Source organism: Opitutales bacterium (assembly GCA_013215165.1).
Taxonomy (GTDB): Bacteria; Verrucomicrobiota; Verrucomicrobiia; order Opitutales; family JABSRG01; genus JABSRG01.
On the sequence record JABSRG010000024.1, the window covers coordinates 27,517 to 45,318 of the forward strand.

The window sequence follows — 17,802 nt, forward strand, 5'->3', positions numbered from 1 at the left end:
AATGAACGCGAATCTTTTGGCGGACGCTCCGGCCAATGCGCTCCTGATTGGATCGATCGAGAACCTTCCGAAAAATAAGGTATCAACAATTATGGATGAGCCTAAACTTCCGGCTGCGGTTTAGGCGGAGTATCCTTATCCTCTTCTTCACGCGCTTCCGTAGATTCATCAACCGGCGATTCAGGCAGTTCCACAACAGGCTCACTATCAATGGGAGCGTCCACGGAGCCCGTTTCCGGGATATCCTCTGAAACCGAAGACTCAGCGACCGGAGTCGGCTCAACTTCTGCCACGGGAGCGGGTTCCTCTGGCTTCGCCTCCATTGCGTCATTAGGTTCCACAGAGACTTTAGGAGCCGCTTCGCTGTCGGAATCCTCGGCTCCTTCTTCCACTACAGGAGTTACTTTTTCTGCTTCTCCTTCATCTGACGCAGGTTCCTTTTTTGGAGACTTGGGCTGAGGTTGAGCCATGGGGGCAGGCGCAAATAGACTTCCGCTGCTATACTCCGTCACAAAGCCCTCAACCACCAACCAGCGTAAATCTCGCTTCAGAGTCCGTACGGCATCTTGTTGTTCATCGGTCAGTAACACACCAGGGGCGGGGGCGGGCACGGGAGCAACCTCCACTTCTTTTGTGGAGGTCTCCGATGTCTCTTCGCTCGCATCATCGGGTGTCGACTGACCATCTTCGACTGGTGGCTCAGTTTTCGTTTCAGTAGCAGGCTCAAGAGCACTTGGAATACTAAAACCGAGGAATTTTTCAGGAAGATCCGCAGCTACAATCTCTGGATTCGCTTCGATAAACTCGATCAACCGTTGAGCACTTTCTCCAAGTTGCGTAGAAGGATCTCGGAATTTACGCTTCACCACACACACATATGAAACGCCCTTCGATCCTTTTTTGTAGATATTGAACTTGAGGCGCCTCAAACGGGCTCGCAGGTGATTAGCGGTATCTAACGGAAACTTCCGTTGATAGTCTAAAACCGAGTCTATCGAAGAAAGGATATCACCTTTAGGCTGCCCCAGGAGCCGAGCACCGGAGATACGAGCCGAGGTAACTTTCTTCACCAGGTCACCACGCTTATTGGTCAAAAGATAGCGCCGGGCTTCTTCACGACCGAAAAACGAAGGCGCTTCTTCGCCTTCAGGAAGATCAGAGACTTTGAGCGTAAACTTCTCGGCCTTAGACACCTTTGCGATCCATTCCTGGATCACCTCCTCGTCGCGCACCGTCTCAATCTTTTCCGCATACCGCTCCATAGGCATATTTGTTATGCGTGTCCGGTGGTGGTCATTGAAATAATCTTGGTAACGATGGTAGTTTGGCGGTCCCAGCAACTCGCCCGTTAGCATGCAACGGTTGACTATACTGAAATTACCTTTGGGCGGATCGACCTCAACCTCCTCGATTTCAAACTGCTGTTCGATCGACTTATCCAAGGCATGGGCCAAAGCAGCTTCCTCAGTTTCGAATACAGCTCCATCGTCAACAGACTGATAAAAGCAAGCTTCTCCGTCGTCCGCTTTCAGCGGCTTGATCACCACTACATACCGCTCGGGCTTTTCCAGTATGAGCCGTGCGATATCGAACAACTCGTAAGTGCGGTAGGAATTACGGATCGCCTTCGTCAGCACCTTGAATGGCTCGTCTTCTGGATAAACAGCAACATCGACTGTAGGCTTAAAAAACTGAGGTTTCCCAGAACGATCTCTATCACCCCGACGACCTCTCCCTCGAAAGTCCCCTCCGCCATCTCGGCGTGGCGGACGGCCATCGCGGTCGCGACCTTGGCCACCATAACCCCCTCCTTGTCCAGAACCGCCAGACGGACGCTCAGGACGGCGATCTCTGTGTGGACGGCGGTCTTTGCGTGCACCGCCGCCACCACCTTTTGGCTTATCACTGTAGGTCTTCGATTGACCCTTCCCTCCTGATTTTCCCCAATCTGGACCAAAGGTGAGATCTTTCAATGACGAGAGGTCCAGTGCCGAAGACTGGTCCTTTTCAGTGTTTTTTTCGGGTGTATCGCCCATGACAATCAGATAGCAGTAAACAGGCGCGAGTTAGACAAACGCCGATGATAACGCGAGGTTTATGAAAGCCCTAGTCCAAAGCAAAGGAAATAACAGCATACATGATAGAAATGAGCATATAAATTGATGGGCTCTTGTGCCCTGAGCTTCAACGTAAAGCGATCGCGCACCGCAAAACGCTCCCAACCAAGGTTCTCGTAAGCATCTATCCGATCCTGCCAAAGACCACGATCGTAAGGGGCATCCTCCAATTCATCACTGATCGCTTCAAGCATCAGACCCGTGAATCCCTGCTGCTGGTAATACTTACTTAGATAACTCGCGACCGAATCGTCTTCCTCGCCCCCCCAGCGTTTTAACTCACTGTAGACGGCCCGAAAGGCGACTTCATCCGCCGCGCCTACAGCCAGACCGAGCTGAATCTGCCAAGCCGAGCGAATGGCTTCACGTCGCTCATTCATTTCGCTCTCTTGCTCTAGCAACGCCATTTCTTCGTCCTCAGAAGAACCGGGGACGAGCTGTGGCTTGGCTCCGAAAAAAGCCGCCACCTCGTCCATCCCACACAGTTCACGCGCTCGGTCTAAGAGCGCAATAGCCTGAATGCGTCCTGCATTCTGCTCATCATCGGTAGGTGGAGGAGTGACTCTTTCTTCATTTTGCTCTTCCGATTCTTGTTCAGCATCAGCAGGTGCAAATGCTTCATCCTCATCCTGCGGGAACAAATCCAGGCGATGAGCAATGAGTTTGGCCTCAACTAGGGACACTTTAGGTGATTCGGGCCGTTCGGACTTCCATGTATCGATCAGCTCATCTCGCTTCGCTATTTCCATTTCTTCGGTCGCATCCAGGTGCGCTTCGATGAACGCAAGCGCAGATGCAAATGCCGAATCCTCAAAAGCCTCCACTGCATCCTCGTCAGGCTTTACCTCACTGGGCTCTGCTTCTTGATTGGCTACATCCCCAAACACATCACCGGGCTGGATCACCACAGTCCCTTGCCACAGCACTGAATCGTCAGTGTTTTTCGCAGTGAGCTCGCCCATAATCGCATCGGGCATGACTTTGAGATCTTCCAATTTTTCATTCGCGGAATGGCCTAACAAAACCGTCTCATAACGCGCAGATTCAGCATCGATACTCGAAGATGCACGCTCCTCCATAGCCGCTACCAAATCTGGATAAATGGCCAGACTCCCGAAATCTTGATGCAGCAATAAATGAAGTGGACGGTCCTCCTCGCCAGAGAGCAAACTCGCATCGAAAGTAACGATATCTCGATAGATCGTGATGCTTCCCTTTGGTAAATCAAAAGATCGATCTCCCCAGCTGCTGCCGGCCATGATCAAGCCCGCCTCGGCGTGATAGATCCGATAAAAATCTCCACCGAAAAGCTCGGACACGTCAAACAGGCGTCCAAATCCCAGGGAAGCCGTAACATCGTCGTCCAAAGTCAGCTCAAACTTCTGCCTGAGAATAGAGGGTAAATACTCCTCTTCAATACGAGGTGCTTCTGGAAAGAGCATACGATCATCACCGGGTAAGATCTGCGTCTCTACCGGTAGCCTCGCCAACAAGCCGCGGTTTAGTTCCGAAGAGAAATGAATCTCTCCAGTCTGCGCGGACAACAGCCGTAGAGGCATCAATTGCCTGTTCTTTTCAAAGACAAGATTTGTCTCACGCGCGCCCACTCCATCAAAAAGCACCTCCATCTCTACTTCAGTTGATCCCGGAGTAGACCAGTATTGGTGCACCACCACCTCGACGACCTCACCCGGATGCACATCTGTTTCAACCGTTTGCTCTTGCCCGGGTTCGAAGGTCAGGAAACGACGCGTGCTGCCTTGTCGAAACGAAACATCCGCGGCCATGGATTGAATGCTCACGACCATCCGCTTGCTCACGTCCGTATCATCGTCGCGGAGTCTGAGTTTGACCGCGACGTGGTCTGCGACTTCGGGTGTCTCTAGGAAAATTCGATGGTAAGCACCTGCGGTCAGGGTAACGGGCTCCTCCAATCGATGTGTGTGCTCTTCGGGATGGCTAAGACTCTCGGGACTGATCACCGTGATCGGTATTTCAAATAGGGCGGGTCCATCGGGATCAGAAGCAGCGTAGCCGCGAACAAAACCGAGTTGGGCTCCAACGGTCTCTGGCAGCCAATCACGTTTCACAATGACACGAAATCGCTCAGCGCCAGCCGCCAAACGCAAATAAGTTGGCGCCTCGATCCAAGGGTCTGAAGTCTTCAATACAACATCAGCTTCAAAAGCATAGCGCTCAGTGTCGCTGGCCGCCTCAGGCAACCGAGGCGATACTGAAACTGAAAATGCTCGCTCCACATCCACGAGCGTTTCCCTCAGGTAGATCCCCGGTCCGCTGATATACGTATCGTCGCTCGCCTCGATATCGAAAAACACATCCCAGATTGCTTCATCCTGTCTGGCCTGGAGAAACTCCCAGGCAGGCAAGGCCTGAATCATACCAGCCCCTTCGGCAAAGGGATCGCTCTCTACCAAACGCGCCGTCCGCATCAGGGCAGTTTTGATCCGCTCTGGCGAGATGCTGACCCCATTTTGTTTCGCTGCACTGATCAACAAAGCTCCCACCCCACTCGCCGAAGGTGCAGACATAGAGGTCCCATTATAAAGCTCTGAACCCCGGATGCTATCACTCGCCAGTGACGCCGTCGCTCCCCCAGGCGCACAGATATCGACACCCAAATCACCACTTTTTCCCGGCCCGCGGCTCGTGAAGCCAAAAGCTGTCTCCGGATTTTCGCGACTCAGCGCATATAAATATTTGCCCATATCAGGACTGACGTGAGCGCCCACACCAATAACACGCCGTGCCTCACCTCCAGGACTTCCTAAGGTTGAAAGCCCAGGACCGTTATTTCCAGCCGACACAAAGGCCGTGACACCGTAGTCGCGCACCAAACGGTCATACAATTGCGCACTGAGATCCGAACCATCTTGAAACACTGAAGCGCCTCCCCAGCTGGCATTCATAATATCCACACCATACCGTGCAGCGGAGGCCACAGCCCGCATCTCGCCAAAAAGGTTCGACCCGCCGCCTATCCTGATATCACCCATCTTTACCGAAAGAATACGCGCACCTGGAGCCACACCACTACGATGCGGTTCATCAGGAAAATGAGCTGCCGCAATCGCAGCCACATGAGTGCCGTGCGACCCGCTTACGGTTACAATACTCAAGAGATCGCCGTCTCCATACACTTGCACCCCGAAGGTCGCCGACACCGGATCGGCAAAGCGCCCATACTCCCCGGCGACCCCAAATGGACGAAGCACGGTCTCCTCGCCTAGATCCCCGTCTTCGTCCGTATCAACGATCACCCGAAAGTGCTCTCCGTCATGCCAAACTAAACAATCAAAATAGGGCCCGAGTTCCTTATCTAAATATCCATCTTCGAGGATTTCGAGGATTTCCTCGCGTAAGACCGCGTCCTGTTCCGCCAATGTAAGATCGTCTCGGTGCTTGGAAAAAATCTCGCGCTCGCCTGCAGCCTCAGCACGACGCTGCGCTTCCTTGCGCTCGGCGCGGATCGCATTGAGTTCTAGCTCATAGTGTTGGGCCCGCTCAGCCATGATACGACGCCAGACTTGAGTATGAAACAGCTCACGCCCCGCTTTGAGGCCAAGGCGAAAGGTCCCGTTCGCCGGATTGAAACCTTCGGGCAAAATAAGCGTCCGTCCCGACAATCCTTCGACTTCTCCAGGCACATCGAGCTCGCTCAATTCCACAGTGTGCGTGGTGTCCACATCACCCGCACCCGAGCCGTCGATTATATCGACTATCTTGCGCTCGCCCGTGGTTGTCGTCTGCAGGCCAAGCGCTGCCGGGTCCACCCCCGTATCGAACACGGCGATCACCACACCGCGCCCATCGTAGTTTGGAAATTTTTCCAGAAATGCATCGGCTCCCGTCTCCGCTTTCGGGATCAACACACTCTGCGCGCGCTGGAGTTCGAACTCTTGAGCTACGGCAGACAGTCCGCAAAGCCCGACAAGGAAGAAAAAAAGTCTAATCATGGTTCTCGTTAAATAAGTCCGATTGGACCGGTTCCGTTTCGCCCTCTACCTCAATTTCCGAGCGCTCCGGGTGTATATGGCGCGGGGGTTTCCGCACCCGTTTGCTGAGGGCGTATTCGTGATCGATCACGATTTGCTCGCAAATTTGATTCACATGCATCCGCAGCCACCGGCCCGTCTGGCTACTACTCCGGTAGTCGGCTGGACCATAAGCATGGATACGGCCGGTAGACAGGAGCATATCGTTCTGAGCAAACTCGTCCTCATGTTCTGGATTATAGACAGCAAATGCACGTCCACCCCCCTTACGAATAACAGAGAACACCGGCACGTCGGAGGGTCCATCCGCAGTATAGATCATCCGCTCCATCGGAATACGTCGATCTTCAGAACGCATCGACGCATTCACATCGATACGCGGGTTTTTATTCGACCCCTTGTTTATCTCAAAGATGTAGCGGGTCTTGATCGTATTATCGACCACTACCCCAATTTGGGCCACCTCATCAGACGCATCCAAAGACATTTCATCTTGCTTTAAAAATCGAGGCGGCAAGGGGTTTTCGATAAATTCACATCCGAAGATACCATCCACATGTTCTGCAATGGCACTTCCACGAATCATCTGTGCCAAACCGGTGCTGATGACATAGTGTTCTAGACGGATGTCGGCCTTCACAAACTCTGGTCGACTGCTCACGATTCCTTTGAGCTCTTGAAAGAAATCCGGGAGGCCAGGATAGAACTCGAGTTCTTTGCCCAAGGCGAACAAGAGCCGATTCGTCAGCCCCTTCATAGGACCGTGCTTTACGTAACTGAGCAGATGATTGAGATAAATCGTATCACGCGACACGGTCTGGCCCCGTTCCTCATACCGCTCAGGCAAGACATTCACCTCGTCCCAAAACTGTTGCTCATCGACATCGAAATGACGAAAGACCGGCGTCTGCATATAACCGGGAATGAGCGTCTTATCAAAATCCCACAGGCAGGCGATTATGTTCGGGGCGTGCAAAGTCTCTTGAGCCATGTGCGCCCCAATCTGCCCCCGAAATTACAAAAATCAACGGCCTAACGTAAATGGTACGATTAGGCCGTTGATGGGTAAGATTGAGTGAAGCGCTCTAAGAACTCCGGTGGCTACTACGCGCCTTGTTGCGACGAAAACTCCGTTTTTTCTGATAGCCTCCCTCCGGCCGGCGTCCACGGTTACGCGGACCCCGACGACCTCTGCCTCCAGATCCTGAGCCACCCTTCCCGCGCTGCAGAAAGCGGCCGACTTTATCTGCCGTCTCCCCGCAGTGGTATTCATGCTCTTCGTTCACCGGTATATCACTCTTGATGAATTTGTGGATGTCTTTGAGCAGGCCACCATCATTACCGCCACAGAAACTGAGGGCTAGTCCCGAGTCACCGGCCCGCGCTGTGCGACCGATACGGTGGACGTAGTTCTCGGCCTCCATCGGTAAATCGAAGTTAATAACCAGCTTGATATTCTTCACATCAATACCGCGGGCAGCGACGTCGGTCGCGATTAAAATACGCGTCTTTCCATCCTTGAAGCGATTGAGAATGCGCTGGCGCGCGTTCTGAGATTTACCGCCGTGAATCGAGTCCGCTTCGTAGCCTTCGCGGTAGAGGAATTTTCCCAGCTTTTCCGCATGGTGACGCGTTTTGCTGAAAATGATTGATAAGCCATCGTCATCCTCACGCTCATCGAGCAAGGATAGTAACAAACTCGTGCGGTCGTTCGGCTTCACGTAGAAAAGCTGCTGTTCTACACGCTCTGCTGTCGTCAAATCCGGAGCGATCCGGATTCCCTCTGGATCGCGTAGAAGCGTGCCAGCCAGCTTAGTAATCGCGGGGGCCATCGTCGCCGAAAACATGACGGTCTGTCTTTCCTCAGGAATGTGTTGCGCGATCTGACGGATATCCTCAACGAAGCCCATATCGAGCATCCGATCTGCTTCATCGAGCACAAACATATTGATCTTAGAATAATCGACGTGGCCTTGTTCATCGAGGTCTAATAAACGACCCGGAGTCGCGACCAGGACATCGACTCCGCGCTTGAGGGCACGGACTTGCGGATGCTGAGACACCCCGCCGTGAACCAGTCCGACACGGAAAGGCATTTTTGACCCGTAGCCTTTGAAGCTATCAGCAACTTGCACTGCAAGCTCGCGTGTGGGGGTCAAGATGAGAGTCCGGATCTCTCCGGGACGGGGTTTTTTGCCAATACGAGAAGTCGCATTGAGTGCTGGTAAAGCGAAACTCGCTGTCTTTCCTGTGCCCGTTTGCGCACAAGCTAGCAAATCGCGGCCTTCGAGCAGGATCGGGATCGCTGCAGCCTGGATAGGCGACGGTTCTGAATAGCTTTTTTCGGCCAAAGCGTCGAGGAGCGGCTGGGCGAGGCCCAGTCGATTAAAGGAAGGTGTGTCCATGTATGAGGGGCGACCTGAAAAGGAAGGCAACTGGCCGCTTGAGTTGTCGATGAGTGTGAATTGGTAAGCACCCGAATCTATCACTCATCGAATAGGACAAAATCAGGAGGCACCTACCCAATCGATCTCTCGGATCCTCGAGGCACCTTGCGAAGCAAAAAGTGTAATGCCCAACACTTATTCACAAAGCAAGCGCAAACTCAGATGCGCTTTCGTGACGGGGTGTGACCAAAAGTGCAGAACACACTTATGTTTTGTAGGGTGATCGCGAAAGCGATTGCCGTCTTCCGGATCAAAGCTCAAGCCAGGCAATGGCTATCGCCAATACCCTTAGCACGGGATCGGAGCCCAACCTACACTTTCATGCGGGACATCGTGCGTGCTATCGCAGCGATGGCGTCCAAGCTTTGCTGGCGATCTGGAGTCAAGTCCGTGGAACCGTAGCGCCCATTATTACTCGATCCGATCACGATGCCATCTTGTCGACAGATTGTGTAACCCCCGTCTACGTTCACGTTGTAGCGCACTTCGGACTGGGGAACAAGGAAGGTCAACTGTCCGCGCACCGGGACGAGCTTATCATCGCCGAAGAGCTGCTGGCTGCCCAAGCCAGTGCAGTTTACAATCACTCGTTCGGGCAGCGCCTTGAACTCATCCGGAGAGTCAAAGGATTGGATTTTCAACTTACCTCCGGCTCGGTAGAATTCCTCCATCAGCATGGCCGTGTAAATGGGGATATTATAGATCATCCGCGTGCCTTGCTTGACGAATTTCTCAGCAAAGGGAGACGTTCCTTCAGTCACATTCCAGGTTCCCGGAACTGTCGGTAGCCGATCGAAATGGGCAAATCTAGGCCCTTCCTTTGCCGCCTCTGCCTCCCGCTTGGCCTTACGTTCTTCCCAGGGAATATCCGATAGTGAAAAGCTGTGCACCCATTCTACGGGCTTATTCGGTAATCCGATACAATCCTGAAAACTCCTGAAGGACTTGGTGGCTGAATCGGTCCACCATTTCTCAAATTTCGGCGTTCCTGATGACTCTAAACAAATCCGCGAATCGGGCGACCAAACACCCGTTGCCATACTGGATGTGACATTGGGCTGCCGATCTTTCGTGTAAATGGTGACCTGCTTACCCGCACGCTGGAGAACGGTCGCGGTGGTCATGCCGATCACGCCACAACCAATGACCGCATACGATTGCGCTCCCGTCTCGGTCGCCTTGGTAACAGCTTCGTCTGCCGTTCCCCAGCTCAACGACCAGCCGCTCCCACCATGCCCATAATGGTGCACCAGCCGCTTGTTACCCAATGCCTCAACCGACATGTTGGGACCCTCAGTCCGAAAAGGGCGCAAGCCGACTGTCTCTTTTATAATGCGCCCCGGCCCGGCAAGCGTAGGAGCCAGTTTGAGGTGCTTTGGAAAATCGCGGTAGACAATCTCCTGAGCCGCAGGATTGGCAGCAAGCCCCCTGGAAGCCATCAAGCCAAGGAGGCCAAGGCTGGACTTGGTAACAAAACTCCGGCGACTCAGGCCAGGAATGGGAAAATCGATATTAGAAGCATTCGTGGTGGGCATTGTTTTCCGCTGAGCAGCAGGAATGCCCACCCTGCTCGGATTCACCGAAAATGCCGATCGAGTGCACACATATTGCTAGGGGCAATGATGCCCAAATTTGAAAGCATCCTCTCCACGATCCTAGTTCTCTCATTAACCGCGTCGATCAGTTGGGCGCAGTTTGCTGATATAGAACCGCTCCCTGGAGCTCCGTATAGCTCGTCAGCAACGGTCCCACCGACTCTATCAAAAGTATTTACTGGCACCTACACGGGATCGGGAACGGGCCGTGAAGCACAAGCCCGAGATGCTCTCGCACAGATGAAAGATGATTTCGACAAAACCGGCATCGGAATGGATGCCGTCATCAATGTTCGCGGATACCTAAAAGTGCTCTCGACCGATTTAGAAGAAAACGCCACAGCGATGGCCGAGTGGAATGCGGCATTCAACGATGCCTTTGGCGACAATACACTTCCCCCGACAAGGACGACATTCGGTGTCTATGAGTTAGCTGACCCCGAAGCCGTTATTGCCATCGAAGCGGTTGCCGCCGTTCCCGCGCAGAGCGGTGTGGAGGGCGTGCCCTTTAATGCGAACCCAAAGGCCTTAACACTCGAAACCGAGCATCAACCCGTCTCCATGACCGCTCCGTTTTCCTCAATGGTGCTCACATCCGGCATCCTTGCAGATCCTGTGAGCGATGAGCCGCGTGCCTTCGGCGACATGGCTCAGCAGACCACCAGCGCGCTCAAAAAACTCGAAGCGGCATTACGCCACTGGGGCCTCACCCCTCAAGATGTCGTCTATGTGCGCTCCCTGCTCTCACCTGAAGTTATCGAAGATGTTACCGAGCCTGTCCCGGTTGATTTCGCAGGCTACCAAGAAGCATTCGACGCCTACTGGGCTTCAAATTTTCGCGATTCCCCGCCCACGGCTGAATTTGCAGCTCCAGGTTTCAATTCCACAGGCCGCATCGTAGAAATCGAGTTTTATGCCGTCTTCCCAGACAGTGCGTCACACACCTTTGCAGGGGACGATTCACTCAGCTATCTCCACCGTCGCGAAGGCTCAGAGACGAGCTTCCTTAATCGCTCAGCAGCCATCGCCCGCGACGCCAGTATGGTATGGTTTGCCGGAGTGATCGATCAAACCCGCGATCACATCCACAGCCAGGCAGTGAACGCTCTACTCACCCTCGAAGAACGCATGATGAATGCCGGGGTGAGTTTCGAAAACATCGTCCAACTTCGTGCTTATCTACAGATTGAAAACGGATTTCGTACCGACTTCAACGATTGGAACACCGCTTACAAACGCTTCTTCAATGCCCCATCGGTCAACCCCGAGAAGCCGATTCGCACCGCCTTCCCGGTCATCAGTATCCCAGGAACTGCGGTTATCGAGCTTGAAGCGATCGGCGTGAAATAGCTGTTGCCCTTCGGCCTCAATAGCGTCGTGTCGCTGAGTTGGCGCATGGCTGGTTGTTTGACTCACAGCAGATTCTTAGTCGTTGTCAAAGTCCGGGATAGCCGATCATGAAAACGACAACGATCACGACTCAGAATTTAAATGGCTCAATACGCGATAGGGATTGATTTGGGGACGAGTAATTGTGCCCTTGCATTTTGCCAGGCACAGGAGAACCAGGCCCCTGCAACGGATTTTTCCATCCCTCAATACCAAACCTTAGAACGTTCTATTGACGGCACGATACTCCCCTCTTTCGCCTATGCATTGACTGAGGATGAGGGCAATTTGTATCCAAGACTTAAAGAAACCGGATGGCTGATTGGAGAAGGGGGCCGCACTGCTATGGCCGACACACCGACTCGTGTCATCCACTCCGCGAAATCATGGCTCTGTCATTCAGGAGTGGATCGCGAAGCACCGATTTTGCCCTGGGGTTCAAACGAATTGGCGAACAGTCAAAAGCTCTCGCCAGTCGCAGCTAGTGCGCGCTATCTCTCCCACCTTAGAGCTGCCTGGGATCAATCGGGACGCGCACCCTTCTCACAGCAACAGGTCACAGTCACGGTGCCAGCGAGCTTCGATCAAGTCGCACAACGCCTCACCCTGGAGGCTATCCGTAAAGCCGGCTTCCCGGAAACCACTCGGCTCCTCGAAGAACCCCAAGCCGCCTTCCTTTCATGGATCGCAGCACACCCGGATAGACAATTCAACAGCCCTACCACCGTCCTCGTTTGCGATGTGGGCGGCGGCACCACCGACTTTAGCCTGTTCCGTATCGAGCCGAGTGATCTTGGAATGCCAGACATTGAGCGTATCGCGGTCAGTGATCACATCCTCTTGGGCGGGGACAACATTGACCTAGCCATTACACACCTAGCCCGAACAGACGGACTCAGTGGGCCTGAATCGGTTCAATGGATCGCCGAAGCGAGACGCATAAAGGAAAGCTTTCTTTCAGACTCAGCTACCGTTCCATCGACTTACCGCATGGCGGTTTCAGGAACAGGCTCCAGCCTCATCGCCAACACGCAGAGTGTGGAGATCGGTTATGCCCAGCTCGAAAAGTTGATATTCGACGGATTCATTCCGAACTGCGACGCAGATACTAGTCCCGCAAAGGGGGAATCTGGTTTATCAGAAATCGGGCTACCCTATGCCAAAGATCCAGCGATTACACGGCACCTGGCTCAATTTGTCCAAAACAGGCAAATCGATGCCGTGCTCTTTAATGGAGGAACAGTGTACTCGCGCTCTGTTCAGCAACGCATCCTCGGGGTCGTCCAAAGCTGGCAGCCAGACCACCCCATAAGCCACTTAGAATCGATGGGGGTATTCCATGCTGTGTCGCGTGGAGCCGCTCATTATGGTCAACGCCTTCTGGCCTCTACCCAGACGCTCATTCGTTCCGGCAATCCGCGTCCCATCTTACTGGAGATTGAAGCCAACAAAAAGGCTCACGAACGCCACCTCCTCTGCGTCCTACCTAAGGGTGCGATGACAGCAGAGAGCATCCAAATCAAAAAACCTACCTTTGCCCTCACCGTGAATCGACCGGTCGAGTTTCGTCCTTTTACGGGTCCTGATAGCGATCAAATTCGTCAGGGACAGATCGTACGATGGCGGCCAAATGATTTCTCCCCGCTTCCTCCTTTGCAGACACGGATTCATAAGGACGACAAAGCCACACTCGGCAGATCAAAACAAAACGTTGAAGTCACACTCGAAGCCATGATCAATGAACTTGGCCTGGTGCAAATCGCCTGTTGTGAGGTTGGGAAGAAAAATCGACCCGATGGCCCGTGGGCGCTCACATTCGATCTACGCCGCGCTTTAAAATCTGAAAACCAGCTCGCCGACTTCAATGTAGAGCCAATTGACGATGACCGCTTACAAGCTTACACGACTACGCTAGATAGCTGGTTTGACGCCTCTATTCTCAAGACACTTGAAAAAGTGACAGGCCAAAAACGCAAGGAATGGCCCATCCCACTCCTGCGGATAGGCTTTGATACCCTAATCGACCACGTATCGCGACGTTCACATAGCGAAGCCTATGAGACCGGCTGGTGGATTGCTCTGGGCTATTGCATCCGTCCAGGTTTTGGCTCGCCACTCGATGACTTCCGTATGGAGCAACTCGAAACGCTCCTTGAAATAGGCTTTGCTCATTCGGAATCGAAGGCAGTCCAAGAGCAATCCCTCATCTGCTGGCGCCGCGCGGCAGCCGGACTTAACAAAACGTTGCAGTGCAATTTATATGATATTCATGTAAAGCAGGCCCTCGCTGGAACAAAGCGCGGCTTGGAAGCGGTTAAGTTGCTCGTGTCACTTGAACGTATCGAGATCGACCAAAAAACCCGAGTCGCTGAATTCTTGATCGGACAAATCGCTGAACCCAAGCCTTGGAACGCAGAAGCCTATCTGTGGTGCCTGCAACGCCTCCTGGCACGTCATCCCTTCCACGCCGGATCCGAATGCGTCATGCCGGCACGAGCCACTTTGGGTTACATCAATGAGATCCTTTCACGAGCCTCCACTCTCCCGAAGTCTTTCCTCGAACAGCTCTTGATCAATGCAGCGCGCATCACCAAAGATCCCGCGATAGATCTTCCTAAACCCGACCGCGATCGCTTGATTGAGCAGGCGCAAAGAATGGGTCTAGCAGCTTCAGCTCTGGAGCCCTTGAGAGAATTTGCACCCATCCGGCGCACGGAAATTCAACAACAATTCGGTGAAGCTCTGCCGGTAGGTTTGAGACTGATTTAGACGTTTATGTTCGCGGCATCGTGGCCGTGAAAAATGGCAGATATTCTCAATACGATAAGCAACCGTGAAGCTGGGACTACACTCAGCTTTTAGGGTAAGAATTTGTGAATTAGTTTATCGCTTAGAGACTGGCAATACCTCTGCATGCGTTTACGACTTTCATAATAGTTCAAATCGACATGCCAGAGATCCAGCGCGAAGCCTTTCCTCACTACCTGGGACTGAATCCCGATGAACAATCCATTTGCCTCAAGGAATTGGGTTTTAACGACCTCGCCGAGCTCATGGCGATACCCACCAAGGAGCGCCTTGAGTCCATGGATTTACCCAAAGGAGCCGATCTAGAAGGCACCTTATTAAGATTAAAGGAAATTGCCGGAAAAAACCGGACACGCCTCCACTTTTTAGGGGACGGCTTACCGGTTTGGAAAACTCAGAGTGTCGTGTCTCATGTATCAGGACTACGCAGACTCGCCACGGCTTACACACCCTATCAACCGGAACGCAGCCAGGGCACCCTGCTGACCCAATGGATTTACCAATGCCTGTTGTCACAGATAACTGGATTCGAAGCGGTCAACGCGTCTCTCTATGAAAGATCCACCGCAATATTTGAAGGCATCTGCTGCGCCCTCAGGTTGAAAAGAAAGACTTCGAAGGTGTGGATCTCCGAAGCGATTTACCCTGGTGATCGTGCAGTCATCGAAACCCTCGCACGCGACACAGATATCGAAATAGGCTGGGTGCCGGTGGACGCCCAGACCGGCAGAATCGACATCGCAACACTTGATACCCTAGGCATCGAGGCCACAGCAGCTCTCGTATTTCCTCAGATCAATACCTTCGGAAATCTTGAGGAAGTCGATGCGCTCACCAACTGGGCTCATACCAACCAACTGCTCGCTATCGCTATCATCGACCCCATGCTGCTCGCCACCGGCGGCCTCAAAGCTCCCGTTAATTTTGGAGAGAAAGGTGCAGATATTATCGTCGGCGAAGCACAGCACCTCGCCATAGGCCCCAACTTTGGCGGCCCAGGCTTGGGCCTTTTTGGCGTGCGTTTCAACGACCAGCAAAAATCACACATTCGTCAAACGCCCGGTCGGTTCGTAGGCGAAGGTAAGGATGTCGACGGGAAAGACTGTCATGTCATGGTTCTGTCGACGCGCGAACAACACATCCGCAGAGACAAGGCGACATCGAATATTTGTTCCAATCAAGCATTCCTCGCAACCTTGGCCGGAGCGGCGATGCTAGAGCGCGGTGAGAACGGATGGCAAAACGACGTCACTCAAGCCCGAGCTCAGGCTCAGATGATTGCTCAACAGCTTTCTGGACTCGACGGCGTGGACCTCGCTTTCCCAGAGACACCATTCTTCAACGAATTTACCGTCAAAATAAGCAAGCTGTCAGAGTTAGTGTTACAACAAGACGGCCTCATACCGGGGGTCGTGATCACCGAGCGCATCCCGAATGCTGAACCCGCTGCGATTTACCTAAAAATCAGCCTATCCGACATCCACGACGAGACGGATTGCACACGTTTGATCAGCCATTTCGAAAAGGTGTTTGCTCCAGCCCAGGGAGATCCTCTGCCAACGCCAGGGATTCCTGCTCATCTTATGCGCAGCGACGCGGTGGAGCTTCCGGAAATGACCCCAGAGGCTGTCAAAGACCTTTATAGTTCCTTCGACAGACTCAATATGGCACCCGAAGAAGCCTGCTACCCCTTGGGCTCCTGCACCATGAAGTATAACCCCTATCTCAATGAGTTAGCGGCTTCTCTTCCGGGATTCACCGAACTCCATCCTCAAGTCCCTCTCGAGGACGCGCAGGGTTGCCTGGAGGTACTTTGGGAAACGCAAGAATGGTTTCGGAAAATCACGGGATTAGCAGGCGTCACGACCCAGCCCGTAGCCGGAGCTCAGGGTGAGCTCGTTGGACTCAAACTATTCCAAGCTTACCACCGCGATCACAGCGCAACAGAACGGGATATAATCATCATCCCCAAATCAGCACATGGCACCAACTTCGCAACGGCAATCGTAGCGGGCTATCCAGACAAAAAGCTCAAGGATCGCCCCAGTGGCATCGCTCTGCTCAATGCAGATTCCACAGGCTGCGTCGACATGGGTCAGCTACAGGAGATCCTTGACCAACATGGCCCCCACATAGCCGGCATCATGGTGACCAACCCGAACACGGGTGGCGTCCTAGAGAAGAATTTCAGAAAAATGGCGGATGCCGTGCACGCTGTTGGTGGCCTTGTTTACATGGACGGAGCTAATATGAACGCGATCGCGGGCTGGCTCGATCTGAGTAAACTGGGTGTCGATGCCGTGCATAACAACACGCACAAGACTTGGTCGATCCCACACGGCGGCGGTGGCCCGGGCGATGCCTTTGTCGGTGTGTCTGAGCGCCTCGCGCCCTACCTGCCTGGTGTTCAAATAAACAAGAACGCAGACGGCAGTTTCACGCCCACACCCGCAGAGCACAGCATCGGCAGCGTGCACCGGCATTGGGGAAATTTTGCGCATAAGGTCCGCGCCTACACTTACCTGCTTAGATTGGGATCCGACGGCGTGCCCGCGATGTCGGCCAATGCTGTTCTCGCCGCGCGCACCCTCAAACGCTTGCTCAGTGATACGTTCCCGTTCCTTCCCGAAGGGACTGAAGACGTGCCACGGATGCATGAATTCATCATCACCTTACCTGAAGAGGATTTTCAAAAACTGGAAGCCGCCGGCATCGCCCGTGGCCAGGCCATCATGGGCTTTGGAAAATTGCTTCTAGATCTCGGATACCACGCACCGACCGTCGCCTTCCCAGAACCCTTGGGCCTTATGTTTGAACCGACTGAAAGTTATACCTTGGCCGAGCTAGAACGCCTCGCCCAAGCTGTCAAAACAGTGCGTGATTTATACCTCGAAGCTCCTGCTCTACTCGCTGGAGCCCCGTGGCTCATGCCTACCCGCCGTGTCGACGAAGTCGCCGCGAACCGTAACGTCGTCATGAGCCGCAACCTAAAGGAGGGCCTACCCCCCATCCCAGAGTTACAGCCAGACACCGAACGTCTGTTCGACCAGTCTATCGAGACACTCAAAGAAAGAATCAAAAACGCAGCAGCCAAACCAACCTGCGTGTGAGCTCTTAACAAAAACATCTCTGCAAATCTGAGTTATCTGTAGTTCATATTTTTTAACCACAGATTCCACGGATTTACACAGATAAGGTCCGGGAATTTGGTGATCTCATCCCAATCCGGAATTTGGAATAATTCCTCAGTTCTGGCAGACACAGTCCCAGCATCAGAATTTCCCATAGCGCTCGAAATGTCTGATTGTCTAATAAACATACATCAGCACTAAAAGCCCTATTCCAAGATATCTGTCCCCATCTGTGATGGTATGCGTCAATCATGCCAAAAAGATTTGTTAAGCATGGTGGCGTGTGAAGATAATCAGAACCG

At 53.2% G+C, this 17,802-nt stretch carries 7 protein-coding genes and 1 pseudogene; 3 read left to right on the top strand and 5 right to left on the bottom strand.

Going from position 1 to position 17,802, the window contains the following annotated elements; genetic code table 11:
* Positions 1 to 101: 101 nt before the first annotated feature.
* From HRU10_06930 to HRU10_06950, 5 genes and pseudogenes are all read right to left on the bottom strand, one after another.
* Positions 102 to 2,036 (bottom strand): hypothetical protein, encoded by a 1,935-nt coding sequence (locus HRU10_06930; protein NRA26966.1) that lies wholly within the window; start codon positions 2,034 to 2,036, stop codon positions 102 to 104.
* A 59-nt stretch (positions 2,037 to 2,095) separates the two neighbouring features.
* On the bottom strand, positions 2,096 to 6,091 hold the full coding sequence (locus HRU10_06935) for a S8 family serine peptidase (protein ID NRA26967.1): 3,996 nt from the start codon (positions 6,089 to 6,091) through the stop codon (positions 2,096 to 2,098).
* A gap of 73 nt (positions 6,092 to 6,164) precedes the next feature.
* A pseudogene (locus tag HRU10_06940) lies at positions 6,165 to 7,121 on the bottom strand (haloacid dehalogenase-like hydrolase).
* 94 nt (positions 7,122 to 7,215) lie between these two features.
* Positions 7,216 to 8,535: a DEAD/DEAH box helicase gene (locus HRU10_06945; GenBank protein NRA26968.1), complete on the bottom strand. Its 1,320-nt coding sequence runs from the start codon at positions 8,533 to 8,535 to the stop codon at positions 7,216 to 7,218.
* A gap of 353 nt (positions 8,536 to 8,888) precedes the next feature.
* A complete protein-coding gene (locus HRU10_06950; GenBank protein ID NRA26969.1) occupies positions 8,889 to 10,112 on the bottom strand; it encodes an FAD-dependent oxidoreductase in 1,224 nt (407 codons plus the stop codon).
* 84 nt (positions 10,113 to 10,196) lie between these two features.
* Between HRU10_06950 and HRU10_06955 the strand changes: the two genes are divergently transcribed.
* From HRU10_06955 to gcvPB, 3 genes are all read left to right on the top strand, one after another.
* Positions 10,197 to 11,522 carry a hypothetical protein gene (locus HRU10_06955; protein NRA26970.1) on the top strand — a complete coding sequence of 442 codons (1,326 nt, stop codon included), beginning with the start codon at positions 10,197 to 10,199 and terminating at the stop codon, positions 11,520 to 11,522.
* A 141-nt stretch (positions 11,523 to 11,663) separates the two neighbouring features.
* Positions 11,664 to 14,330 carry an Hsp70 family protein gene (locus tag HRU10_06960; GenBank protein ID NRA26971.1) on the top strand — a complete coding sequence of 889 codons (2,667 nt, stop codon included), beginning with the start codon at positions 11,664 to 11,666 and terminating at the stop codon, positions 14,328 to 14,330.
* 179 nt (positions 14,331 to 14,509) lie between these two features.
* Entirely contained in the window at positions 14,510 to 17,479 is a 2,970-nt protein-coding gene (gcvPB, locus tag HRU10_06965; GenBank protein NRA26972.1) for an aminomethyl-transferring glycine dehydrogenase subunit GcvPB, read from the top strand.
* Positions 17,480 to 17,802: the final 323 nt, after the last annotated feature.